The following is a 23,632-nucleotide window of genomic DNA, read 5'->3' on the forward strand; positions in this document are numbered from 1 at the left end:
TCATACCCGAAAAATCAATACGTCCATTCCCACTTAGTCAGTCCGCCAATACCATCATGATAAATGCATTTGGCCGGACGCCCCTTCGCATCGTACGTTGTTTCCCATATTTCAGTCAGGGACATATTCCCGTAAGAATTACGGGTTAAAACATTCCCGTTTTTATCGTACGAATATTTTAGCTCCCTGATCGGATCACTGTTGAATTTGTTGGCCCAGGTTGCATCTGTCATTCTTCCTGCATCGTCGTAAGTCAATGAAAGGATCTCTGATTTATTTCCCGGATAATAATAATAAACGGAAGATACATTTCCGTTTTTATAATTCCAGATCGTACTGTCGCATGATCGCGGATCAGCAAGATCAATATCCCAATAATATTCACGCGTTTTTTTCCCTTCTGCATCATAAACAAAAGAGTCGCTGGATGTCAGGTTCAGTGTTTTGGTTGCATTTCCATCTTTATCTACGTATGCATATTCTCTCTTACCGGTAACGGCACCGGCGTTATTGTAAGTGTAATATTTCTCCCAGGATCCCTTGCATATTGCTTTGATCTTTCTTCCTGCCGCATCAGTTTCAAATTGAATATGGATCGTGCTGTCGCGAAGCCATTCATCAACCGGATGATGTTGTGCATCATAATTCCATATTGAACGGGAAGAGATCTCTTTCCCGGAAATTTCGAGTTTGGTTTCTTTCATTCCAGACTGGTCAGAAAACAGTGAATCGATTTTTACAACACCATTTCCCTTATGCGGAATCATTTTTAAAGTGAGAAATTTACCGCCAGGATCGCGATGATAAATAAAAACAGATTCGCTGGCCGGATCAGTTTTGTTGCTTGCACTGTCAATATTGATGGTGTGAAGGCGGAAATAATTTACGCCTTTCATAGAATCCATCTCAGTTATTGCAACGGGAAAATTCTGCGAGAATGATGTGAAAGGAAACAAAAATAAAAACCGGATGAAGAGTAGTGAACGTTTCCTCATAATGAAATTTATTCACTCACCGGAATAGTAAGCGGATAATCTTTGCTCTCGAGATTGTGTGTATCTGTAATGAGATACTGGTATCCCCACACAGGAGTAACATGCGTTGAATCCCAACCCGGGTCAACTCCTTTTGCATAGAAAACATATTGCTGCTGCCCGTTGAGAATTCCGCTCATCGTGTAATTTCCATTGGCATCAGTTACGTAACGCAGATCATAAAGTGTAGTATCTGTTCCGGGAAAAACAAGAGTGCCTCTTTTCACGAAAATTCTTGCGTAAGGAATGGGAACCGTGTGATGCTGCACGGAAAGAAGACAACGTACCACTCCGCCAGGAACTGTTCTCACTTCATCTTTTTTGTGACAGGAGGTGAAGGCGAAGAGAATTATCACTATGAAAATAAAATTTTTCATTCTTCGGATGAGTGTATCTAAGGTACAAAAAAATCAGTTCTTCCCAAATGGTTTTGAGTAATGAGTCCGAATTCAAAACTCATAACTCCACCAAAACTTTCCACGCTCTGCCAATATTCTCCGAAATATCTCCTGCAATTACACCGTTCTCCGTAACGGCAGATGCAGAAATATCTCCGGCGAGTCCGTGCAGGTAAACGCCGATCCTGCAACTCTCCAATGAAGAATAGCCCTGTGCGCGCAATCCTGTGATAATTCCGGTGAGTACATCTCCGCTTCCGCCGGTTGCCATTCCGGGATTTCCGGAAGAATTGAAATACACTTTCCCATCGGGACAAGCAATGGAGGAATACGCACCTTTCAGCACAATGAAAATTCCATTTTTCGCTGCAAGCTCTTTCTGCGTTTTCATACGCTCAAAACCATTTTTATGTTTTTGTGTGAGCCGGTCGAATTCTCCGGGATGCGGAGTGAGAATGGTTTCTTTCGGAAGAATGGAAAGCAGGTTTTTATTTTCAGAAATAATATTCAACGCATCTGCATCAAGCACCAGCGGGCCGTTGAATGAATTGATCAATTGCCGCAATGCAGTTTCTGTTTCTTTCGCTTTGCCAAGCCCCGGCCCTGCTCCTATTGCTGCGAATTCTGAAACCGGAATTTTACCGGAAATAAAATCTGTTCCCTCCTGCTCCACCAGCATCGCTTCAGGAACTGCAGTTTGCATAATGAGATTTCCTTCGCGCGGAACACATGCGCTCACGAGCCCGGCGCCCGAACGCAGGCATGCGCGTGCGCACAGGATGGCTGCTCCCATTTTTCCTTTGCTGCCGGCGACAATGAGAGCGTGGCCAAAAGTTCCCTTGTGAGAAAATTTTTCACGCGTGTGAAGATTTTTTTTAATTTCTTCTTTCGTATTGAAATAAAAAGAAGAATTTATTTGTTCAGGAAAAGATTTGTGAATGCCGATATCAAGAATATGAAAATCGCCGACGAAGGAACTGTTCTCAGAAAAAAGGAACTGCAGTTTCGGATATTGAAATGTCAATGTAAATTTTGCATGCACCACATGTTTCAGCGAAGAAGAAGAATTATCATCGCCGTTGAGCCCGGAAGGAATGTCAATGGAAACGATGGCATTTCCGAACGAATTCATTTTATCAATGAGATGCGCGAATGTTCCGGCAGCTTCTCCTTTGAATCCTGTTCCGGTAAGTGCATCAATGATTATTCTTCCTTCGGTTACATTCACCAGTTCTATCGTATCGTCGGTGAGAACAGAAATTTCTGTTTTACCGGATTTTTTCAGCCGCGAAAGATTTTCATTGAAATCGGGAGCATCTTCTTTTGAAATACGAAGCAGAAAAACTTTCACATCACATCCCTGTTCCGAAAGTTGCCGCGCTATGGCAAGTCCGTCGCCTCCATTGTTTCCATTGCCGCAAAATATCCGGAAAGGAAAATTTCTTCCGAATTTTTTCAGGATCCACACCGTGCAGGAAAGCGCTGCACGTTCCATAAGGTCGATCGAAGCTACCGGTTCATGCGCAATGGTAAATGCATCGGCTTCCTTAGTTTGAGCAACGGAAAGAATTTTCATGATCCGATCAGGAAATCGAGATGATAAAAATTACAAAAGCGATGATCATGAATCCAAAAAGGCACAGCCCGATTATTCCGCATGTTTTTGCAGCTTTAGCTTTTCTGTAAGAACTTTCATTGTAACGTCCCTGCTGAGAAATTTCAATTTCGCGTATTGCACCCGCTCCCATTATGATCGCGCAAATATTCAGAACGATGCCAATGATATTCCAGAACAGGATGAGGCCAATGATACCGCATACTTGCGCATTCACTGCTTTCTGAAGATCGATAGGTTGATTGCTGATATAAGGATTGTAAGGCGGAACCGGTGGCAAATATGGATTCTGATTCGGAAGCGGATTCTGCGGGTAAGGTGGTTGCGGCCACTGTGGTTGATATGGATTCTGAAAATGCTGCGGCGGATTCTGGTTCTGTTGATTCCAGTTCTGGTAGTTCTGATCGAAAGGAGGATTGGACATGAATAAAAAATTTAAAAAACTTTTTTCAGAAAGAATTACTCAACGAAGAAATGAATGCGAGTTCCATAACAAAAACGATGAGAATAAGAGCGCCAATGGATAGCCCTATGATCGCACAGATTCTTCCGGCTTTTACATTGCTGTAAGAATTTTCGGAATAAACACCTGGATTCATTTCATAAACATTCTTCGCTTTGTTTCCCATCACGAGAGAAGTGATGCCCAGCGCCACACCCACTACACCATAACAGAACGCACCGAGGATGGAAATTATTCCGAGAACGAGTACCGCACTTGCATTCGGCAGATCGCGCTGTGCCATGTACGGATTATTGTATTGCTGGTACGGATTCTGGTAATACTGTTGCTGGTACGGATTCTGGTAATACTGTTGCTGCTGATTATTCTGATAATAATTCTGCTGCGGATTGTAGGGAGAATACTGATTAGGATTCTGCGAATACTGGTTGATGTTCTGCGAATACTGGTTAGGATTCTGCGTGTACGGATTTTCCTCGTTTCCCTTTTCCGGTTTTGGCGCATAAGGATTATCATCAGGAGGATTGTTCGGCGGGTTACTCATAGTTCAGGACAGGTGATGAATTTCTTTGTAGAGATAACTTACCACGATCACCGCTGCTGAAAAAAAATAGAATCCAAGTAAAAACATTGTTCCTTTTCTGAATCTGAATTTCAAATGAAGAAAAAGAAAAATGAAAGTGAGGAGCAGTGGAATAAGAGCGGGGTAAATTTTTATGCTTTCAATAAGATCGCCCCGGAGGAGGAACAGCAACGAGCGCTGAAAACCGCAACCGGGGCAATCGATACCTGTAATGGATTTTATGGGACAAGGAATAAGATGATCCTGCAGCCAGTTCAGATCCATGACAAGATTTTATTTTCTACCAGTGAGAACCGAACGCCGAAGCGAGGAACACGATCTCAATGATGTAAATGATCCAGATGATAGCACCCAGGCAAAGTCCGATGATAGAACAAATACGTCCTGCATTCAGATTTTTGTAAGATGCTTCTTTGTACATGCCGGGATTTGCTTCGTAGGCACGTTTTGCTGTTCCGGACATAACGAGTCCGATCGTTCCGAGAATTGGGCCGAGTCCGCAGATAGCGATCGAGCAGATTCCCATAACGAGAACGAGTGTCGCATTCGGAACGTCCATCTGGCCGCCCATCGGGTTGTTCATAAAAGGATTTCCCTGGGGTTGATTCGGAGGAAAGGGAGGATTCTGATTTTCCATAGTTAGAAGTGGTTTTTTAATTGTTATGCCGACTAAGATATAAAATTACTTAACGCGTGAAAATGAATGATTTTAGCAGTTGAATTGATAAGTTTTATTTCTTTGATTATCATATACTTATTCGTTTACAATTGTTTATATACGAATATAATTAGTTGGGAACCGAATGCTGTGAAGTCTGACGGGCATCTTTGCACCGTCGAATCAGAAAAATTGAAATTCGGCAGTTGATAATTGAAGATCAGTTTTTGTATTTATTAATGAGCGTCCTACAGGAGAGTATTTCTCAGAAAAAAAATCAACGCAGTATTTAAAAGCACGGAGACTGATCGCCATTATCACTTCACATCTATTCTTTCATTATTAATTTTTAAAAATTATTTTTTATGACAATGCTTCGTAACAATGTACAACTGATCGGGAATCTGGGAATGAATCCCGAAGTGAAATCAACTTCAACAGGAAAAAAGGTAGCGCGATTCACGCTTGCTAATGTGAATTTCAAAACGCAGGGAGAAACAAAAACCACTTTTGTAAACTGGTTCAATCTTGTGGCGTGGGAAAAACAGGCGGAGATCGCCGAGCAGTATCTTTATAAAGGAAGAAAAGTAGGTGTGAACGGACGACTCGCCACACGGAACTGGGTGGACGCCGACGGAAGAAAACATTCCATCACGGAAATTATCGTAAGCGATATCATTATGATGGATGAGCCGAAGATTGAAAAGGCGGCTTGAGAAAAAATGCTTCATAACAGTTTTTATCAGCGGCAGTGGTGAGCGGCAGTATATAATAAACCAGGATATCTCTAACAACATTGCTCGTAACCCCGAACTTAAGTTCGGGGTTAATGAAAACAACGCTGCAAAAGGACTTTAGTCCTGAATGAATCTTTAATCGATATAAACTCAAATGTGATGAAGTTGGAAGAATGCTCCGGCCTATGGCAGATTTTCCTGAAAATTTTTTTTCAAAAAAATAAATTCTCTGACTGCAGCTTTCCACCTACAACTACTGAAACCTAAATCTCGATCACCAATCCATCATAAGCCAGAAAAATATTCTCCGGCAGATTTTTCTGCACCTCCCCGTGTTTTCCCATCTGGTGTGAAATATGAGTAAGAAAAGTTTTTTTGGGGTGAAGTTCTCTTGAAACCGCTATGGCTTGCTCCAGTGTGAAATGAGAAATATGTTTTTCATGGCGGAGCGCATTCAACACCAGCACTTCACTTCCGTAAATTTTTTTCTTCTCTTCTTCAGCAATGAAATTCGCATCAGTGATGTATGTAAAATTACCGATACGGAAACCAAGAACAGGAAGCTGGTGATGCATTACCTCCAGCGGAATAAATGGAATTCCTTCTGCTTCGAACGCGTGATCGGTGATGGTGTGAAAATCGATGCGTGGAATTCCGGGATAAGAAGGCGTTTCAAAAATGTAGGAGAATTCTTTCCTGATCGCTTCCTGCACACGATGAGTTGCATAAACCGGCATCGATTTTTTATGAATGTAATTGAACGCACGCACTTCATCGAGCCCGGCGAGATGATCTTTGTGCTCATGCGTCAGAACTATTGCATCAAGCGTGCGCACCTTTGCACGGAGCATCTGCTGCCGGAAATCGGGGCCGGTGTCAATGACAATTTTTTTTTCGTTCGTTTCTATCATCACGGAAGTCCGCAGCCGGTTGTCGCGCGCATCAGCAGATGTGCACACTTCACACGCGCACCCGATGAGTGGTACACCCTGGGAAGTTCCCGTTCCGAGAAAAGTTATTTTCAATGGCATTCTTCTGTAAAGTTACGCGGTTATGGTTGATGGAGAATGGAGAATGGACTGAAGCATTAAAAGGTAAAATATTTTCTTTGCCGGCTCATTGTACTTCTTCATCTTCCATCATCCATCTTCCATAAATACCTAATTTTATCTCTCTCCTGAATATGCCGAACAACAATTACAACGGTGAAGCGATAAAAAAAATGACGGCCATGTTCCGGCCGTTCAATACGGCTGCATACAACTGGCTCATTGAAAAAAATCTGCGTGAACTGGCGGAAGCCGCGGAATTCATAAAGACGGGAAAGGAAAAGAATTTCCGCTGGATGATCGATCACAAATATTTCGAAGTGGCTGCATTCTGCAATGCAGTTCGCGGCGACAAAAAAGCATTTCAGTGGTTGATGCAGAACAAAAATATTTTCTGGGCGGCAACGGCGAATGCTGTGAACAAAGACAAACAGGCGATGGCCTGGCTGAAAGCAAATAATTTAACCGTGTATGCCGATCTTGCTGAAGCGATCATCGAATTCGACAAAATGGACAACAGTGATTTTTCGGGATATTATACTGCGCCCGGTAACTGAATTTTATTTCTCCAATAGAGTTTATTCCGAATAAGATACTAAATGCGAAACAGGAAACTTTTTGACATTCAAATGAATCAGACTGAGCACCGGGAATGCCTTGCAAATGCTCAGTTTTTAAGAATGGAGCACTTGCAATCATTGTTATACAACTCTTAATCGATATAAACTCTAATGAGAATCGTAGGAAATATTCCACATCCCGACATGAGCATCACTGTGTTTCACATGAACGATAAATTCATTGTGAAATTCGAAGCGGGAATGATGGAACAGGTTTATAAATTTCCGCAGGAAAAATTCGGTGGAATGGATGCGATCCGTGAAGCGATGAATGAAACGTTCCTGAAAAAAGTAAAAGCGAGATTCAATGAGATGTTTCTGGATATGAAGGGGCTTGGGTTATGAGTTATGTATGGGCATCTCTAATAACTTCGAACTGCAGCGTTGGGCTACGTCCTCAAAATCCTCATTTACGAATAGTAAATTCCGGTTTTTCGGACTTGCCCGCCTTGCATTTCTGCGTTTTTAGAGATGCCCGTATTTAAATGATGTGAACAATTACAAACCCGGAATTAGAAGCTCACGGATTCACCGGCTTCTTATAGTATTTCATCGCAGTAGGCATGAACGCTTTTATATTCGCAATTCGTGTCGCATCATTCGGATGTGTACTCAGGAATTGTATCGGTTGATTCGGACTCACCTGTTGCATTCTTTCCCAGAAAGCGATCGCTTTATTCGGATCGTAACCGGCCATTGCCATAAAACACAATCCTAATTTATCGGCTTCTGTTTCGTGCTTGCGCGAATACGCGAGCGCGCCGAGCGTAGTGCTTGCTCCATAAACCTGGTTGAAAATATTTGCGGTCTGTTCCGCTTGTGTCGAAAGTGCAACATTCAAAGCCACTCCTCCCATTTGTATCGCGAGCTGTTCACTCATACGCTCGTTCCCGTGACGCGCAATGGCGTGCGCGATCTCGTGGCCAAGTACCACTGCAAGTCCGTCTTCATCTTTTGTGATCGGGAGAAGCGCATTGTACACCACAACTTTTCCGCCGGGCATACACCATGCATTCACTTCATCACTCTGCACGAGATTGAAAATCCAGAAGTAACCATTCACACGTTTCGACTGGTTATGTGTTTTGAGATAATTCACGATCGCATCAGAGATCTTCTTCCCTACTCTGTTCACAAGCACAGCGCCGGAATCGGGCTGATGAATGACGGTGTGCGCTGCAATGAATTTATTGTACTCCTGCGTACTCAGGTAAAGCATTTCCGATTCAGGAATGAGATTGAACTGTCGCCGGTTCGTGATCGGAACCCTGGAACACGAGAAAGAAAAAAATACCGTAAGTAAAAATGTGAATGAAAATATCCGTTTCATAAAAGAGAATTTATTCGATGCGTGCAGAGATACCGCGCTCAAGAATAGTTTCGCAAACCGGAATGAGGTCTTCCATCGATCCACGCTTCACCCCGCATTTTCCGGTATTGTGGATCAGTAATGCGCATTGCTCTGCCTGCAGTGCATTGTGCCCGCAAACTTCCATGAGTGTTTTAATCACCCAATCGAACGTATTCACATCATCATTATACACAATGAGATCATGAATATCTGTAAGTTGTTCTTCGAGTAAAGTAATTTCCTGCTGTTGTGTTTTCATGGGAGTACGAAATCCCGATAGCTATCGGGACGAAAATTCTACTTAAAGTTACGAAATGCGAATGAATACGAAATTAGTTTTCTCCACGGGATAGTGGGTCAGTTTGAAAATTCTTAGCGCCTTAGCGTCTTTGCGGTTTAATAAAAGAATGGTTTAGGAACCGCCCTTCAATTCTTCAGGGCAGGCTGCGGCGCCAAGGCGCGAAGTTGAATCGGAAAACTAATGCACGGCATCTTCAAGCGGAACTTTCTTTCCGTTTTTCCACGCAACTATGAATGCATCCGTAATCCCTTTCTGCACCGCATCATTCTTCAGCACATCCGCTTCATCTTTACTCACGTACATTCCCACCTGATAATACGTAAGTCCTGTTTCTGAATCATAATAATTTTTCACTCCCTGCGATGAGAACCGGAGGATCTTCGTTGCAATTTCAAGCGGAACCTGCCCCTGGAAAGCACCGAGCTGAACGCAGAAAACTATTCCGGTATCGGGAATGAATTCGGAAGAAGAAGTATGCACCACATCAGTTGATGAAGAATTATTCTGCTGATCAGTATTTGCTGATTGCTGCTGAGAATTATTTTGCTGATTATTATTTGCCGATTGTTGCTGAGAATTATTTTGCTGATTGTTATTTGCTGATTGTTGCTGAGAATTATTTTGCTGATTGTTATTTGCTGATTGCTGCTGTGAATTATTTTGCTGATTATTATTTGCCGATTGTTGCTGTGAATTATTTTGCTGTGAATTATTAGGAACACCATCTTCATATCCGCCTTCCACTTCCGGTGTGGGAGAAGTTTTTCCTTCTTTCTCCAATTCCTGCGCCTGCGCAATGGAAATGCGTTCACCATCGTAGTACGCAGTGACAAATGCATCTGTCGCTCCATGCGCCACGATAGTACGCCTGGTGGCGATGGCCGAATTCACATCATTGTATTTTCCGGAAGAATAACGGATCTGTCCGTTCGGCGCTTTCGATGTGAAAAGTCCGCGGAGATGCTGCAGCCGCGCGTCGTTGGAATACGTATTGTAAACACCAACCTGCACCGTGTAGAATAATCCTTTCACTTCGGAAACATCTTTTGCATTCGCAACGTTCTGATTGTTGACTGATGATTGTTGATCGTTGATTTGATTCTGCTGGTTGTTGTTTTGATTCTGATCAACAACAACCTGCTGCTGATTTCCATTTTGTCCGCTGCAATTGTAGGAGTCAGCAATGGAAACGCGTTTGCCATTACAGTAAGCTACCACGAAAGCATCTTTGTAACCGATAGCACGGATTTCATTTTTCGCATCATCGGCATTTTTGAAATTGGTGAATTTACCTGCGGTGTAGCGCGTCAATCCGGAACCTGCCGGTTCGCCGGTAACGGGCTGTACATTTTTGAAAAGATCCATCGGGATTGGATTGCGGAATGCGCCGATCTGAACTTTGTAAATAACACCTTCCGGCAATTGCGGATTCATTTCTACAACCGCCGCTGTATTGGTATGAAGTTTCAATTCTTCACCGGGAGCAAGGCGATTCACTACTGAAGTTTGATTGTTGATGTTTGATTGTTGATTGTTGATTTGATTTTGATTTTGGTTATCTGTTACGTGCTGATCAACATTCTGATTGTTGACTGATGATTGTTGATTGTTGATTTGATTCTGATTATCCGTTACGTGCTGATCAACATTCTGATTGTTGACTGATGATTGTTGATCGTTGATTTGATTTTGATTATCCGCAACAATCTTTGCATTTGGATTTTCAGCATTCGCCACCGCTTTCACATCCGATTGTTGCTGTGCATCGAGTCCCTGCAAAAGTTGATCTGCTGTTTTGTGTTTATCAGTTGCATCAATACGAGCAGTTCCTGCCATGGCATTCACTGAATCACGCTTTGTGAGATCACTCTTTGCCGCTTCATTATATTTTTTCGACTGATCAACCAGCACTTGCTTTTTATTCGGATCAGTTTCATCTGCGGCCTGCATAGCGAAATCCTGCGCCTGAGAAATATTCTGATTGGCATCTGACTGGTAAGTTTCACCAAGTTTATTCAAACGCGAAGCTTCATCATCCGATTTTACAGCTTCAGCATTTTTCGATGCAAAGGAATTGTAAACAGAAGAATTTTTTATTGAGTCTGCTTTTTCGCTGCTCATCACTTTTCCATTCGAAGGATCAATGATGTCCTTGTGAGTTATTGATTGCTGATTATTATTCTGATTCTGATTATCCGTCACATGCTGATCAACATTCTGATTGTTGACTGATGATTGTTGATTGTTGTTTTGATTCTGATTATCCGTTACGTGCTGATCAACATTCTGATTGTTGACTGATGATTGTTGATTGTTGTTTTGATTCTGATTATCCGTTACGTGCTGATCAACATTCTGATTGTTGACTGATGATTGTTGATTGTTGATTTGATTTTGATTATCCGTTACATGCTGATCAACATTCTGATTTTGATTATTAGCGACAAGCGGAGTTACTCCTGCTTTTTTATAATCGGCGAGTGCATCCTGCTGTTTCTGCAACGCTTGTTTTTCTTTTTCTTCTGCAGCTTTCTGGTGAATGTCTTTGGTGTAAGGATCGGAAGCCGAATCTGCTTTTTGACGTTCTGTTTTCGCATCGCCGAAAAGTTTCACCGATTCATCGGAAAGCAATTGTGCAGAAGCAACGGAAGGATCATCATTATTCGCCGAACCATTTTCATAATTCTTCAGTTGATCTGTATTCGAATTGAACTGCGCCCGGTTGGCCTCTCCCTGTTTCGCCGATGCCTGCGATTCTTTTTCCCACGCCTGGCGCTGCGCATCCGTGGCCTGCGCGAGTAATTTATCTTTCGCATCTCCATTCGCATTCGAAGCTGCATTGGTCAGCGAATCCTGCTTGTGATGCAAGCCATCGGCCTGCAAGGTGAGATCTTCTTTTTCTTTGATGGAATTCTGCGCCGCTGCTGCATCGTAATTTACATGCTGCTGCGACTGATTATTCTGCTGCTCATTCACATGCTGCTCCGCCACCATTGAATTCTGGCGTTCCTGCACGGCCAGCGCCTGTTTATCATTTGCCTGCTGGCGCAGATCCGTGATCTCTTTGCTGAGCTGATCCTGCTTTGTTTTGTTGTGTGTCTTCTGGAATTCTTTTTGTTTTGCATCGGCCTGCGCATTCAGCGTGTCGGCCCAATCATCATAAATATCTGCTTTTGCAGTTGTGGAATCAGAACTTTTTCCTGCAACCGCCAGTTGATCCTGGAATTGCTTATCGGTATTCGCTGCCGCTACATTGGTATTCGCAGTGGATTGTTGCCCGGCAATTTTTGCATTGTTCTCCGCTTTTACAGCATCATTCTGTTTCTGCTTCTCATCTTTCTGCAATTGCGCAATATCTTTTTTGATCGCAGCTTGTTGTTTTTTATCGGTTGTTCCTGCTAATTCATAATTTTTTGCTTTCACCTGGTCGTCGATCGTTGCTGCCCAGGTGGAATCTATTCTTGCAATTTCATTTTGTTTTTTCACCGGATCGGAAATTCCATCGGTCTGCGAAAGTTCAGAAGTGTACTGCTCATTCACCGCTTGCATATCCACAGCGGAATCCTGATTGTTGGTGTTTGATTGTTGATTGTTGACCTGGTTTTGATTTTGATTATCGGTGATATGTTGATCAGTGTTTTGATTTTGATTATCAGTTACATTTTGATTGTTGGTGTTTGATTGTTGATTGTTGATTTGGTTTTGATTCTGATTAATAACAACATTCTGATCATTGTTCAAATTTGTGGGCGGGGCAAATGTGCGTGCATTGCCATTGTCATTCACCACCTGCTGGTAAGCAACCGCATCGGAACTGATCTGTTTTTTATCATCAGCAGAAACAGGCGCCGATGAAATGGAAGTATTCTTCGATTGCGATACCGTATTTTTTGCAGCGGCAAGCTGGTTATCGAGATCGTTGGTTTCATTCTGCAATATTTTTACGTTCGCATCATCTTTTGCGAGTTGCTGCTTATCATCATCCACATCTTCTTTTATTCCTGCAATTTGCTGATCGATCTGCGCACGCGCATCTGCATCTTTCTCTTTCGATTTATCACTTTCGAGCTGAACGATCTTATCTGACTTCATGGTAATATCGTCACGCATGTCTTTTGCATCAGCAGTTGCTTTGTCGAGTTCCTGGTGTTTCTTAGCCGATTCGTCCTGCAAATTATTCACCGTCTCCGTTTGATTCGAACGTACATCGGTCATTGCTTTTAAATCGCCCTCCATTTTTTCTGCTGCAGTAAGCGCTTTGCTGTCATTTTTATTCACCGCCTGGTCCAGCGCCGTTGCATACGATTTTGTTTCATCTGCTTCTTTCTGTTTCTGCGTTGCATCGTTATTCATCGCATCGGCAATTTCAAGAGCAGCCACCGTTTGCGATTCCAATGCATTGGCCTGCGACTGCAACTGCGCGGCTTTATCTTCCGCATTTTGTTTGTCGGGCCCATCTGCCATTGCATCAGCAGCATTTTTTGCATCGGTAGCTTCTTTCTGCTTTTCTTTCGCCTGCGAATTCAACTGCATCGCATAATTGTAAGCCCGATCTGTTTGCGTTTTCAAAGTCGATGCATCGTTCTGCGTTGCATCTGCATCTTCGTACGCCGACGACACAAGTTCTGCATTGCTTACGTTAGTTGTTTTATGCTGATCGCCGGGATTGTTTTCTGTAATGCTGCTATCTGATGCTGCTGTATCAATGGACTGATCTGTATTTTGATTCTCATTTGAATTGGAATTATCAGCCAGCATCGCGGAATTATCTTCCGGCTTAATATCAAGTTTCGCTTTATCCTTCAGGAAAATCGGATCGAGCATGGACGTATCACTTTCAAGATCGGTAGCAATAAATAATTTTCTGTCGCCACTTTCATCTTTGTAACCAATCACCTGGCTGATGGCTTTGATGGAATACTGGGGAGGAATAAGAACACTTTCCGTTTGAGTAGTAACTCCGCGATGCTCTACCGTGAAAGAATATTTTCCACCGTTGTTCGGTAACGTAATGAAATAACCACCGCCTGCTGCGCTGCTTTTGTAAGTGCCCACCGTTTCTCCACTTGAGTTTTTCACGGTGATGTCGGCCGAATAATTGTAATCGCCCTCCGAAGGATGGAAATTTCCCTTTACCAAAACCAAATTCACCGGCTTGCGTTTTATCTGCACATGGTAAACCGTCATCTTTCCTTTCGGGCTGTTCCTGTTCGAAGCGAAATACGCAGTTGACTCATCGTAATCTGTTACAAAAAGAATATCATCGTCAGTAGAATTAATTGCGAAATCTACATTCACCGGTTTTTCCCAGGAATTGGTTTCATCATTGTATTCCGAACGGAAAATATCATACCCGCCCATACTGTTGTGCCCCTTCGAAGAGAAATAAAGAACTTTTCCATTCGGATGCAGGAACGGATAATCTTCATCGTACTCGGTGTTGATCGGGTAACCGGGATTGATGGGTTTTCCCCATTGCCCGTTAGGCAGACGATTCACGATGTAAATATCTTTTCCGTTCGACTCGTCATTTCCATAGGAAGAAAATGCCAGTTCATTTTTTTCGCCGGCAAGAAAAATAATGGAGTTCTCTCCTTTTTTCTTGTCGAGCGGAGTTTTAAAATCATCTGGCTTCACGAGTAATTGTCCGCTGTAGCCGGCGGTGGTAAGATCGTACCGCCTCCAGAAATCGAGTTCGCTCAGTTCTGCTTTGTCTATCACATAAATATCGGTGATGGCCTTCAGCATTTTTTTTCCGGTCTTGCACATCGCGATCTGGTTATCGACCTGCAGTTTCTCCGATTTTTTTTCTCCCGCCACTGTTTTGAATTTTGAATACGCAACTATTGCCTGGTCGAACTGGTAATTCAAATGATAAGCCCGGCCCAGGTAATACCACACATCGGGCTCTACTCCCGGACTCTTCGAAGCTTTTTCAAGAAAAGAAAGCGCCTGGTCTTTATCGGAACTCGCAAACAAAACACAAACTCCATAGCGGTAATTCAGCCCCGGATCTTCTTTGTCATTTGCCAGCAAACCGGAATACAAGGGCATTGCGGCCACATAATCTTCGGCTTCAAAAAGCATATCTGCATTTTTCCGGGTCTCAGCAGGAGTCTGTGAATGAAGAGGAATATAGCTTATGAGGGTCGCTATTGCAACGAACAAAAAAACCAGAATTTTCCTTCTACGCATTTCGTTTCAGGAGATCAAAAAAAATTTCAGGCGTTTTACCGGCCTGTCATTCAGTAATACTTCCCCAAAGTACAAGGATTAAGGGTTACACTTAAGATGCAAGAAACGCCTGATTTCCACAGGGGATAGTTAATTAAAACGGCAGAGTTTTTTCACGGGATAAATCTGTCCCTACCCCGTTCGGGATAATAACGCTTCACAAGGCATTTAGTTACCGATTTAACTTCTTTTTCAGTTACGAATTACTCCCGATAGCTATCGGGATCAATACTAAGATGCTGTTTAAATTTCATAGCCCGGCTAATGATGCGTGGCGGGTACATAATTATGCGTTCCGAAGCCCTCGCGATGCGTGGCGAGGCCATAATTATGCCTTCCGAAGCCCTCGTTATGCGTGGCGAGGGCATAATTATGCGTTCCGAAGCCCTTCTAAAGATTCAACACTGGAAAGAATTACCGTGTTGGATACAACTTGGAATGGTCGTCAAATGACATTCATTCACATTGTAAATGTAATTCAGGATTCACTTATAATAAACCTTCAGGGTTATAATTCTGAATCTATGGCTATATCGAAAACTGCGATTGATTCGGACATTTCTTATCGTATCCTTTCAATAAGCCAGAACTGGAAACGTTGTCCGATGGTTTTTTGGGGTGACACCCTTTGCGCATTTTCTATAGCAAACATGGCTGGAACTTCTCGCGCCATGATACACCTGCTTGTTGTTGATAAAAATTCAGGCCTTAGAATTTTACTTAATGATACTGGAAATTACAGAGCTGTTCTGCAGGGCCAGGTTTATTTTATCCCTGTTAACGCCAAACAAGGTTTGTGCTACATCCATAACAGTCCCTGCGACAGTGCAGAGGTATATTACCGAGCTGTTTTCAAGTATAGAGTAACAACCAAAGGTTTTGTGCAGGTCGGCAATCCCTGGAATATGTATTTGCCAGATCAATATGACACACTACTTTATCCTAACAATAGCTCGGTTGAAGGCTACCGGAAATATTTCACGAAAGTTTTTTCCAAACACAAATGATAATGGTTGCGTATCGGAATGAAAATTTAATTACACTTGAGGCGGAACTTTCCTGGTTGCAGTCAGTTATTGCATTGAAAGGGATCGAAAAATCTTCTGATGGTTCACCATCTGAAAATTTCTTCAAAGCAGCCGATGCGTGGAAGGGTACAACAAAAGAAGGTGCTCATAAAAATATTCCACTCCCCAAAAGTGCGGGAAAAATAAAAGTAAAGGAATCCAATCTGGACAAAACCGAAGGTGATATTAATTCGGCAACAGTTTCTTCAAAACTTGCCATGGGTACAGACTGCAGAATTGTGGATGCGCAGGATTTTAATGGGGAAACCTATGTTCTTGTCCGTTCTTTATACACAGAAACCAAAAATCCATTCAGTGGTTGGGTAAAAGACGGTGATGTCGATACCGACATTATGTTACCGAATTTCAAAAGTTCCAAGCAACCCCAATGACCTCCCGCTACTCTTTGCTTTTCGTTGCGATGGTAGCCCTTATACCTTCTGCTGTTTTTGCAACCCAACCAACCAACTGTGACAGCGTAGAAAAAGTTCTTTTGGAACAACTCTCTTCAATTCATTTTCTGCACTTGTATTCAGAAGGGATAGACGAAGGTGATACCGTTTTATTCATTAATAAAATATGGGAAGAGGAATCAAACCGATGTGCAATTGAAAATATTATCCGTAATAAAAAAGGAAGTAAAAGAGTTCAGTTCTTTGCAGCTGAAATACTTCTTGAAAATTGCAAAGAAATCCCGGCAGATATTGACCGCGCGGAATTGGGGAAACTTTACGCGCACGCCATCAGAAGAAACTATACCAGGGGACAGAATTATTGGGGAATGTATGCTGAAAATGATACAGGGATAGTCGGAGCACATCTCGTTAAGATCGGAAAACCTGCTATTCCGGCATTGACAGAACTGCTTCATAACCGATGGGGTGTTCATTACTATGGAAGTAAATCGGCAGAAGAGGGAAATGCATTCGGATACAGAAAAAAAGATGTTGCCGCGTTTTACATCAGAATAATAATGAACATTGATCTTCCCTGGCCGGAAACCAGGAAAGAGCGCAATATCATGATAAAGAGATTGAAAAAAGAGATCAGAAAATAAGTCGCCATCGTCATCCTGTGTCCCTCCCCCCGAATCTCCTTCAGAATAAAAGTAGACAAAAAGGCCTAACTTTAAAACTGAAGCAAAATGAAAAAATAAAAATTCAGCGAGAGCCAGATTATCAGTGGAGGTAATGTTGAACTTGGATTTGCCTTTGAAAAATACGCCTACGGTTTTTATGATCCATTAATGCCGGCAGGATCATGGCAGATTGATTTCAATAATAATTTTGAAAAAAATATTGCAAATATCTTCAATAGATTTTACGCATTGAATTTGCTAAATTTATTGAACAGTAAACTCATAATAATGAAACGATATTTGATATTTCTTTTGCAATTTTCCATCTTGGGTTCATCCTGTAAACCGTATCTCAAGTCGGGCTTAAAAAAAGAATATGTTTCCTGCAATTTCTTTCGTCCTATGAAAGATATTCTTAGATTGAAAAAAAACAATTCTTTCATACGTATAGTTGAAAGTTCAGATACCGGACCAAGATCAAGAAGTATCGGCTACTGGAGAATAGATGGTGACATGCTAATACTGGATTATAAGACAAGTAAAGATCTGCGCACTAAAAAGAAAACCATTTACTCCTCCTCGGGAATTTCAATACGGATCGATACTTTCTATTTTCATGAAGGAAAGATTTATGGAGATAAAGAAGGAGAAACCTATAAGAATAATTTTGAAGATTCTGCTCTATGTCGTTGTAAATATTAAGAGGCTGTTTAAAATTCATTTTTGGGAATTGTTATGATGCCATTTTTGTTCAGCCGAGACGCATTTTGCAGGCCATAGTGGAGCGACTACGGCCAAGAAATGCAACCCCGCCTGCTAAAGGAAAATGGGTCGTGCGTGGGCGGGCAGGGAAGGATGGACAAAAACACAGATTAGAATAAATTAATTTCTAAATCATATGCAACGACCCCTCCTATCACCCGAAACTTTCTTCGCCGAAGAACCTTTATTCGCCAACGATGGTTTGTTGAATGAAAAAGGACTGGCGCACAACACCGCTTTGCTTTCAAAGAAATTCGAAGGGCTGAATAAATTATTTGAAAAACACCGTGAAGAGCAAACGCAGGAAAATATTGTGGTACCACAAGTTGTTTCTGTAACCCAATAATCAAAAGCTCTGGTAATTATTTTAAAAATTTATTTCTGAACGATAATGCCCAAAAAAGAATGCCCGTCCTGCGCCATGGAAATTGATTCGGAATGTAAAGTCTGCCCCGTTTGCGGATTTGAATTTCCATCGGTTGGAAAAAAACGCGCGTGGATCGTTCTGCTTCTCCTTCTTGTTTTCATTATCGTGAGTATTCTTGCCTGGTTCCGGAGATTTTTCTGAGCGCAGAAATGCCGGTCTTAAAATTTTCAATTGCCTCTTCACTCTTGACTTTCTCGAAGCGCTTTCTTAACTTTAGATTTCTATTGCAAGTGATTTGTGTTCTTCATCGAACTGTCAATCAATAAGTATTTTTTTCAATCGACCTGGGAATGAAAAAATTTTATTGGTTTCTTCTCATCACATTTCTTTCTCCGACTGTAAATTTCCTTTCGGCAGCTTGGGTTGTTACTTATTCCATGACACCGAGCGTTCCGGGATTCACGCAGATCTACGGAACAGCAGGCAATAATGTTTTAGCAGAACCTGCAGCATGCAGCGACCAGATCACAACTGCTGTCACGCCAATAGGTTTTACTTTTCAATTTGACGGAACCAATTATACCACCTGGCAACTAACGGATAATGGCTGCCTCATTTTCGGCGGAGGTGCTCCTACGACTTGTGCAAATCCCGAATTCAATTCGCAGATACCGAATGATCTTGCTGATAATGGAACTATGTATCGTCCGTTTCTTGCGCCGCTCTGGGATGAATTGTGGTTCAAACCAACTTCTGCTTTCGGACAAGGCAGTTATAAATTATCGGGAAGCACTCCGAATCAAACGCTAACCATCGAATGGCTTTTCATGTCATGGAAAGGAACGGGCGCGCATACTACCGATGATATTTCTTTCCAGGTTGTTCTTCATGAAACTTCCATGGTCATCGATTTTATTTACAAGAATGATGCGGGAGCTTTGAATGCACCGTCTGCTTCGTGCGGACTTGGTGCGATTGCAAATGCAACTTTTTATTCGCTGAATAATCTTACCGGTGCTCCTGCAGTTTCAAGTGCTGCGGCAACAAATACTCTTGCTGCAAAACCAAGCAACAACGGGCAAATGTATCGCTGGACACCTTCTACTGTTTTACCGGTTTCTCTTGTTGCTTTTTCAGGTTATGCTTCCGGAGAAGAGAATGTACTTAACTGGAATGTCGCATCGCAGATCAACAATCATTACTTCACTTTATTCCGAACGTGCGATGGAAATTCTTATGAGAATATTGCGCAAGTGAACGGCGCAGGAACCACATCAGAACTGCTCGATTACACAGCAACCGATAATGATCCCTGCCCTTCGATCACCTATTACAAACTCGAATGGACCGATTATAACGGGATCACAGAATCTTCTCCGCTCATTGCAGTTTCCACTTCTTCAAAAACACCGGTTTATCTTTTTCCTGACCCGGCATCATCGATCATAAACATACCGTTACTAAAAGAACAAACTTCCTATTTCATAACTGATGCACAGGGAAGAATGATCCGCAATGGTGTAATGGAAAAAGATGAAAGTGTTCTGGATATTACCGGTATTGACAGTGGAATTTATTTCCTGGCGCTGGGTGAAAAGCAATACAAAATGGTGATCGCTCACCGTCAATAGTTTTTTTCTTGTGACTGAATAGCGGCGATGAGGACGCGATCAGATAAATAGGGACTTACAGCTGACAAAGCGTTCTGAATTTGGTTCGGATTTCATGTTGCGATAGTTTTGATGAGGGATTGAGCGTCACCGGCAGCATTCTGTATGAAAGAAAAAAAGCAATTGCAGGAATGATTCACTCAAGACGTGGTTCACCGGGGGGATACATTATTTCTCAATTATTATTTTTTTACGCTCTATCATTTCCCCTGCTGTTAAGGTTACAAAATATGTCGAGAACATATTTTCCCGAAGCATGAATGGTGTCATCGCTGCACAATAAAGTATCACTTGTAATTTCATTGCTCATGCGAAAATTATTGGTATTGGCAGTAAAAACTTTATAGAAAAGATTTCTCACCACGCACCTCCCATACTGATGCCAATCCATGGAAAGAAAGGAAGTGCATCTTGTGGATCGCCTTGGTATTTACGAGAAAATAAACGAGAAAACAGTTTCATGCCGATCATCAACCTGCAAAATATTTTTTCATTTTTATTTTGCCATTGGTAGGATAGGCCGGGTGTGACCACAAAATCTATGTCATGATAATACGAATCAACAGTACCTCCAGGAGGAATTACACTTCCGTGAGTGGTAATAAAATACCATTTCCCGGTTGCAATCGAAACAGACAAACTTCCCCATAGTGTATTTCTTTTATATTTTTTTAAATAAACAAATTCTCCATTGGATTTATGGCTTTGTCGAAAAAGAAACCCAGCGTCAAAAGTATAACTAACGAAAGAATTGTGAAGTGAGTTTTCCTTTATTTTTTTTGGAGTACCTATTCCTCCAAAAAGAATAAAACCATTTTCTCGAAATTTTCTTGAATAATTCAACGAAAAAATACTCGAAAGAAAATCATCTCCCAGAACACCAACATATACCTGATTTAAAGTTTGGGGAATGTTCAAAGAATCCTTTTGAGCTTCTGCTTTCAGAAAAGCAAAAGAAAAAAGGAGAAGAAAAAGTATTTTTTGTTTTATTTTCATTTTCCTACTTAATAATAATTACACGAACTGTTTCTTCCTGCTCCACATCTTGGAAATGAATAAAATAAGCACCGGGATCAAGTCCATTCATATCAATAATTTTTTGTTCGCCGTCAAAAAAGGTTTTTGAGAAAACAATTTTTGAATCTAAAGAAATAACTGAAACTTTCACTTCGTGTTCCCAGAATGAATCCAAAACAAAATTCACAAAATTATTTGTCGGGTTTGGGTAAATGGAACAGTGAGGAGAATCCGAAAAAGATTTTGTTTTTGTTGGGCTGGAATTATTGCAGTCGAGTTTCACGATGTATTGTTGTAATGTATCTGCGAAACCAAGTGTATCCGAAACTATCAGAGTAACGAGATAAGATCCGGGTTCAGAATAAAAAACAATTGGATTGCGAGCGTGCGAAATTTGTCCATTTCCGAAATTCCAATGATACTGCAATTGTCCTGAAGTATCTGTCTGATAAATTCCTTTTACCTTGATTGTATCTTCCCAGCACAATAGCGTATCACTTGTAATTTCATTGCTCATGCGGAAATTGTTGGTATTGGCAGTAAAAAGTTTAAAGAAAAGTTTTCTCACCACGCCCCTCCTATGCTAAGACCAAACCACAGCGGAGAAAAATAATATTTCCACCTTTCAGTTGGGCTTTCAACCACCGCAAAAGGTTTATATTTCGGAGTCCAGGCAATTCTGCAAATGAATCTTTCGTTTTTAGTTCGGTATTGATAGCCAAAATCAGTTGTAATCTGAAAATCATAATGAACTGTTACGGAGTAGAACCCTTCATTGGGAAATTGCTGTTGTTTCCCGAATGCGGAAGTGCAAAACAAACCGAATACGAGACAATTTCGCTTATTATTCTTTCCCGCTACTAAACCGGCCGGAGTACTCAATTGGTAACGATCGTGATAATTATAGTTTCTGTACCAGGGATCATCGGCCCAATCAGAATGATAAAGGCTGAATCCTACGCAGAATTCCAAAAAATATTTCTTCTGATTTGACCTAAACGAATAATTGATAGAAATTTTTGAATTTGAATTGAATGAAAACGGAGATAAATAATTGTTCCCGTAAAATTCTAAATAAATCGAATTCTTTCTTTCTTTACCAGCAGCAATACTATCATTGGACGATGCCCTGGAACTCTGCAAAAGAAATACAGCGATAAAAAATGCAAGTCTGTATAAAATACTATTCATTTATTCCCGAATAAAATAGTTAGTAAAATACGCGCCTAAATTAGTATCTACGAAAGGAAACATATTTATTGCCTGCAAAGTGTCAAAATCAGTGGTTTTACTGTGGAAACCAACTCCAAACTTTTCTTTATTTTTTGTCCAAAAACCAAGTCCTTCATTATAAGAATGGCTAAGAGAATCGTAGCCATAACTCCGAAACTCAGGGTCAATCATTTTTCCTTTTCTCAGGACTTTAGAATTTCTATAGAACAAAAATGAGCCATCATTACGGAATTCAAGCTCATAGGTGTCTGGGGAAGTCAAAATCTGCATTCCCTGGCTGGGAATATATCGTGATGAATACAGAAATTTCCATTTATGATAAACTACTTTGTCTCCCCAAAATTCAACTTCCTTTTTACAGGACAGGGTGAAAATTAAAATCATACAGATGCAAATTATTTTCTTCATTGGATAATGAGTTTGTAAATATGTTTTTCATTTCCTTCAAAAATTTCAATGAAATACATACCCGGAGACAAAGAGGAACAGTCAAAATCATCAATCCCTGATAGTTGATTTTCTTCCATTATCATTTCCCCTTGTACATTAATTAGTTTTAAGGAGTAGATACAATTAGAAACTGAAACACCAGGAAGCTTCATGAAATTGCCGCTGAGATTTTCTAAGAAAAAATGAACGCTGCTGTGAGTTGTGTTGGAAAACAACTTTGTTTTTTTCATTCCTTTATGTAATAACAATAATATTCATGATTGCTATCCGCGGCAGCCAACCCGAAAGGATAAAAGTTTTTTTGGACATAGAGTGTATCAGCTCCTATGTTTCCTGTATTAGTGGGATAAGGGAAAGTAATAACATAATATTCCCCGTTAATATTTAAATAAAAATCAGAGCTATAGCCATATGATCCGGTTAATTGCGCTTTACAAGAATAAACTTTCAGCGTTTTTTCACATTTATCATTCTTGATCAGTTTTACCTTACTCCATCGCCTGAATTCTATTTCATACTTATCAGAGGGAATTATTAATTGAAATGAATCCGAAGGCAAAGAATCATCGTGTTCATGGATAAAAACCAATTTGTACTTCCCAATAATTCCTTCATAATCCGGATAAGTGTCCTTTCTTCTGCAGGAAGAAAAACACAATAGGAAAATTATCAGATATAAAAGTTTTCGCATTATTTCTCGATTATTATTTTTTTACGCTCTATCATTTCCCCTGCTGTTAAGGTCACAAAATACACTCCGTTCGCTAAAGAAGATACGTCAATTGATTGTGTTCCATTTTCAATATTGCGTAATACTTTTATTTCACGTAACACGATCATTGTTTGACCATTTTTTTACTGCAGATAATTTTGCCGTCTTTACTTTTTACTTGCAACAAATAAATTCCGCCGGGAAAATTATCTGAAACAATTTCTATTTCATTC

General features: G+C 41.1%; 27 protein-coding genes. 10 read left to right on the top strand and 17 right to left on the bottom strand.

The window, feature by feature from the left end; all coding sequences use genetic code 11:
- Positions 1-14: 14 nt before the first annotated feature.
- From HY064_04545 to HY064_04575, 7 genes are all read right to left on the bottom strand, one after another.
- Entirely contained in the window at positions 15-905 is an 891-nt protein-coding gene (locus HY064_04545) for an RHS repeat protein (protein ID MBI3509909.1), read from the bottom strand.
- A gap of 98 nt (positions 906-1,003) precedes the next feature.
- The gene (locus tag HY064_04550) at positions 1,004-1,411 is read right to left on the bottom strand and encodes a hypothetical protein (GenBank protein ID MBI3509910.1); all 408 of its coding nucleotides are present in this window, start codon (positions 1,409-1,411) and stop codon (positions 1,004-1,006) included.
- A 79-nt stretch (positions 1,412-1,490) separates the two neighbouring features.
- Positions 1,491-3,008, bottom strand: coding sequence for an NAD(P)H-hydrate dehydratase (locus tag HY064_04555; protein MBI3509911.1), 1,518 nt, complete (start codon positions 3,006-3,008; stop codon positions 1,491-1,493).
- Between the two features lie 7 nt (positions 3,009-3,015).
- Complete coding sequence (locus tag HY064_04560; GenBank protein MBI3509912.1) at positions 3,016-3,471, bottom strand: hypothetical protein; 456 nt, start codon at positions 3,469-3,471, stop codon at positions 3,016-3,018.
- 25 nt (positions 3,472-3,496) lie between these two features.
- Complete coding sequence (locus HY064_04565) at positions 3,497-4,054, bottom strand: hypothetical protein (protein ID MBI3509913.1); 558 nt, start codon at positions 4,052-4,054, stop codon at positions 3,497-3,499.
- A 3-nt stretch (positions 4,055-4,057) separates the two neighbouring features.
- The gene (locus tag HY064_04570) at positions 4,058-4,357 is read right to left on the bottom strand and encodes a DUF2752 domain-containing protein (protein ID MBI3509914.1); all 300 of its coding nucleotides are present in this window, start codon (positions 4,355-4,357) and stop codon (positions 4,058-4,060) included.
- A 16-nt stretch (positions 4,358-4,373) separates the two neighbouring features.
- Positions 4,374-4,730, bottom strand: a complete 357-nt coding sequence (locus HY064_04575; protein ID MBI3509915.1) for a hypothetical protein — start codon at positions 4,728-4,730, stop codon at positions 4,374-4,376.
- A gap of 392 nt (positions 4,731-5,122) precedes the next feature.
- Between HY064_04575 and HY064_04580 the strand changes: the two genes are divergently transcribed.
- Complete coding sequence (locus HY064_04580; protein MBI3509916.1) at positions 5,123-5,467, top strand: single-stranded DNA-binding protein; 345 nt, start codon at positions 5,123-5,125, stop codon at positions 5,465-5,467.
- A gap of 284 nt (positions 5,468-5,751) precedes the next feature.
- Here the strand turns inward: HY064_04580 and HY064_04585 are convergent, their stop codons facing one another.
- Positions 5,752-6,513 carry an MBL fold metallo-hydrolase gene (locus tag HY064_04585; GenBank protein MBI3509917.1) on the bottom strand — a complete coding sequence of 254 codons (762 nt, stop codon included), beginning with the start codon at positions 6,511-6,513 and terminating at the stop codon, positions 5,752-5,754.
- 158 nt (positions 6,514-6,671) lie between these two features.
- Here HY064_04585 and HY064_04590 point away from each other — a divergent pair, with 158 nt between their 5' ends.
- Together HY064_04590 and HY064_04595 are read left to right on the top strand one after the other, a co-directional pair.
- The gene (locus HY064_04590) at positions 6,672-7,094 is read left to right on the top strand and encodes a hypothetical protein (protein ID MBI3509918.1); all 423 of its coding nucleotides are present in this window, start codon (positions 6,672-6,674) and stop codon (positions 7,092-7,094) included.
- A gap of 174 nt (positions 7,095-7,268) precedes the next feature.
- Positions 7,269-7,502, top strand: coding sequence for a hypothetical protein (locus tag HY064_04595; protein ID MBI3509919.1), 234 nt, complete (start codon positions 7,269-7,271; stop codon positions 7,500-7,502).
- A gap of 175 nt (positions 7,503-7,677) precedes the next feature.
- Here HY064_04595 and HY064_04600 read toward each other — a convergent pair whose 3' ends face one another.
- From HY064_04600 to HY064_04610, 3 genes are all read right to left on the bottom strand, one after another.
- Positions 7,678-8,487 (bottom strand): M48 family metallopeptidase, encoded by an 810-nt coding sequence (locus HY064_04600; protein ID MBI3509920.1) that lies wholly within the window; start codon positions 8,485-8,487, stop codon positions 7,678-7,680.
- Positions 8,488-8,497: 10 nt separating this feature from the next.
- Positions 8,498-8,767: an ATP-dependent Clp protease adaptor ClpS gene (locus HY064_04605; GenBank protein MBI3509921.1), complete on the bottom strand. Its 270-nt coding sequence runs from the start codon at positions 8,765-8,767 to the stop codon at positions 8,498-8,500.
- Between the two features lie 219 nt (positions 8,768-8,986).
- Entirely contained in the window at positions 8,987-14,896 is a 5,910-nt protein-coding gene (locus HY064_04610; protein ID MBI3509922.1) for a PD40 domain-containing protein, read from the bottom strand.
- Between the two features lie 671 nt (positions 14,897-15,567).
- Here HY064_04610 and HY064_04615 point away from each other — a divergent pair.
- The 7 genes from HY064_04615 (at position 15,568) to HY064_04645 (ending at position 19,948) form a co-directional block, all read left to right on the top strand.
- A complete protein-coding gene (locus HY064_04615) occupies positions 15,568-16,050 on the top strand; it encodes a hypothetical protein (GenBank protein MBI3509923.1) in 483 nt (160 codons plus the stop codon).
- Between the two features lie 74 nt (positions 16,051-16,124).
- Positions 16,125-16,502 (top strand): hypothetical protein, encoded by a 378-nt coding sequence (locus HY064_04620; protein ID MBI3509924.1) that lies wholly within the window; start codon positions 16,125-16,127, stop codon positions 16,500-16,502.
- A complete protein-coding gene (locus tag HY064_04625; protein MBI3509925.1) occupies positions 16,499-17,167 on the top strand; it encodes a hypothetical protein in 669 nt (222 codons plus the stop codon). Before HY064_04620 ends, HY064_04625 begins: the two co-directional genes overlap by 4 nt.
- Before the next feature lie 423 nt (positions 17,168-17,590).
- Positions 17,591-17,890 carry a hypothetical protein gene (locus HY064_04630; protein ID MBI3509926.1) on the top strand — a complete coding sequence of 100 codons (300 nt, stop codon included), beginning with the start codon at positions 17,591-17,593 and terminating at the stop codon, positions 17,888-17,890.
- Between the two features lie 196 nt (positions 17,891-18,086).
- Entirely contained in the window at positions 18,087-18,296 is a 210-nt protein-coding gene (locus tag HY064_04635; GenBank protein MBI3509927.1) for a hypothetical protein, read from the top strand.
- Between the two features lie 45 nt (positions 18,297-18,341).
- Positions 18,342-18,518, top strand: a complete 177-nt coding sequence (locus HY064_04640; protein ID MBI3509928.1) for a hypothetical protein — start codon at positions 18,342-18,344, stop codon at positions 18,516-18,518.
- A gap of 149 nt (positions 18,519-18,667) precedes the next feature.
- A complete protein-coding gene (locus HY064_04645; protein MBI3509929.1) occupies positions 18,668-19,948 on the top strand; it encodes a T9SS type A sorting domain-containing protein in 1,281 nt (426 codons plus the stop codon).
- Positions 19,949-20,344: 396 nt separating this feature from the next.
- Here HY064_04645 and HY064_04650 read toward each other — a convergent pair whose 3' ends face one another.
- The 6 genes from HY064_04650 to HY064_04675 all read right to left on the bottom strand — a co-directional run bounded on the left by HY064_04650 (position 20,345) and on the right by HY064_04675 (position 23,527).
- Positions 20,345-20,983, bottom strand: a complete 639-nt coding sequence (locus tag HY064_04650) for a hypothetical protein (protein MBI3509930.1) — start codon at positions 20,981-20,983, stop codon at positions 20,345-20,347.
- A 4-nt stretch (positions 20,984-20,987) separates the two neighbouring features.
- Complete coding sequence (locus tag HY064_04655) at positions 20,988-21,572, bottom strand: T9SS type A sorting domain-containing protein (GenBank protein MBI3509931.1); 585 nt, start codon at positions 21,570-21,572, stop codon at positions 20,988-20,990.
- A 623-nt stretch (positions 21,573-22,195) separates the two neighbouring features.
- The gene (locus tag HY064_04660; GenBank protein MBI3509932.1) at positions 22,196-22,645 is read right to left on the bottom strand and encodes a hypothetical protein; all 450 of its coding nucleotides are present in this window, start codon (positions 22,643-22,645) and stop codon (positions 22,196-22,198) included.
- Positions 22,642-22,917 carry a T9SS type A sorting domain-containing protein gene (locus HY064_04665; protein ID MBI3509933.1) on the bottom strand — a complete coding sequence of 92 codons (276 nt, stop codon included), beginning with the start codon at positions 22,915-22,917 and terminating at the stop codon, positions 22,642-22,644. The genes HY064_04660 and HY064_04665 overlap by 4 nt, the downstream gene beginning before the upstream one ends.
- Complete coding sequence (locus HY064_04670; protein MBI3509934.1) at positions 22,914-23,378, bottom strand: hypothetical protein; 465 nt, start codon at positions 23,376-23,378, stop codon at positions 22,914-22,916. The genes HY064_04665 and HY064_04670 overlap by 4 nt, the downstream gene beginning before the upstream one ends.
- A complete protein-coding gene (locus HY064_04675; protein MBI3509935.1) occupies positions 23,378-23,527 on the bottom strand; it encodes a T9SS type A sorting domain-containing protein in 150 nt (49 codons plus the stop codon). The genes HY064_04670 and HY064_04675 overlap by 1 nt, the downstream gene beginning before the upstream one ends.
- Between the last annotated feature and the right edge of the window lie 105 nt (positions 23,528-23,632).

This window comes from Bacteroidota bacterium (assembly GCA_016194975.1).
In the GTDB taxonomy this organism is placed as follows: Bacteria; Bacteroidota; Bacteroidia; order Palsa-965; family Palsa-965.

Bases quoted from the DNA above. Each gene is read 5' to 3' on its own strand.
- HY064_04625 (MBI3509925.1), top strand. From the start codon at position 16,499: ATGACCTCCCGCTACTCTTTGCTTTTCGTTGCGATGGTAGCCCTTATA.
- HY064_04595 (MBI3509919.1), top strand. From the start codon at position 7,269: ATGAGAATCGTAGGAAATATTCCACATCCCGACATGAGCATCACTGTG.
- HY064_04665 (MBI3509933.1), bottom strand. From the start codon at position 22,917: ATGAAAAAAACAAAGTTGTTTTCCAACACAACTCACAGCAGCGTTCAT.
- HY064_04630 (MBI3509926.1), top strand. From the start codon at position 17,591: ATGAAAGATATTCTTAGATTGAAAAAAAACAATTCTTTCATACGTATA.
- HY064_04605 (MBI3509921.1), bottom strand. From the start codon at position 8,767: ATGAAAACACAACAGCAGGAAATTACTTTACTCGAAGAACAACTTACA.
- HY064_04550 (MBI3509910.1), bottom strand. From the start codon at position 1,411: ATGAAAAATTTTATTTTCATAGTGATAATTCTCTTCGCCTTCACCTCC.
- HY064_04575 (MBI3509915.1), bottom strand. From the start codon at position 4,730: ATGGAAAATCAGAATCCTCCCTTTCCTCCGAATCAACCCCAGGGAAAT.
- HY064_04645 (MBI3509929.1), top strand. From the start codon at position 18,668: ATGAAAAAATTTTATTGGTTTCTTCTCATCACATTTCTTTCTCCGACT.
- HY064_04610 (MBI3509922.1), bottom strand. From the start codon at position 14,896: ATGCTTTTTGAAGCCGAAGATTATGTGGCCGCAATGCCCTTGTATTCC.
- HY064_04675 (MBI3509935.1), bottom strand. From the start codon at position 23,527: ATGATCGTGTTACGTGAAATAAAAGTATTACGCAATATTGAAAATGGA.
- HY064_04565 (MBI3509913.1), bottom strand. From the start codon at position 4,054: ATGAGTAACCCGCCGAACAATCCTCCTGATGATAATCCTTATGCGCCA.
- HY064_04555 (MBI3509911.1), bottom strand. From the start codon at position 3,008: ATGAAAATTCTTTCCGTTGCTCAAACTAAGGAAGCCGATGCATTTACC.
- HY064_04640 (MBI3509928.1), top strand. From the start codon at position 18,342: ATGCCCAAAAAAGAATGCCCGTCCTGCGCCATGGAAATTGATTCGGAA.
- HY064_04590 (MBI3509918.1), top strand. From the start codon at position 6,672: ATGCCGAACAACAATTACAACGGTGAAGCGATAAAAAAAATGACGGCC.
- HY064_04600 (MBI3509920.1), bottom strand. From the start codon at position 8,487: ATGAAACGGATATTTTCATTCACATTTTTACTTACGGTATTTTTTTCT.
- HY064_04570 (MBI3509914.1), bottom strand. From the start codon at position 4,357: ATGGATCTGAACTGGCTGCAGGATCATCTTATTCCTTGTCCCATAAAA.
- HY064_04670 (MBI3509934.1), bottom strand. From the start codon at position 23,378: ATGCGAAAACTTTTATATCTGATAATTTTCCTATTGTGTTTTTCTTCC.
- HY064_04560 (MBI3509912.1), bottom strand. From the start codon at position 3,471: ATGTCCAATCCTCCTTTCGATCAGAACTACCAGAACTGGAATCAACAG.
- HY064_04635 (MBI3509927.1), top strand. From the start codon at position 18,087: ATGCAACGACCCCTCCTATCACCCGAAACTTTCTTCGCCGAAGAACCT.
- HY064_04650 (MBI3509930.1), bottom strand. From the start codon at position 20,983: ATGAAAATAAAACAAAAAATACTTTTTCTTCTCCTTTTTTCTTTTGCT.
- HY064_04580 (MBI3509916.1), top strand. From the start codon at position 5,123: ATGCTTCGTAACAATGTACAACTGATCGGGAATCTGGGAATGAATCCC.
- HY064_04615 (MBI3509923.1), top strand. From the start codon at position 15,568: ATGGCTATATCGAAAACTGCGATTGATTCGGACATTTCTTATCGTATC.
- HY064_04545 (MBI3509909.1), bottom strand. From the start codon at position 905: ATGGATTCTATGAAAGGCGTAAATTATTTCCGCCTTCACACCATCAAT.
- HY064_04660 (MBI3509932.1), bottom strand. From the start codon at position 22,645: ATGAAGAAAATAATTTGCATCTGTATGATTTTAATTTTCACCCTGTCC.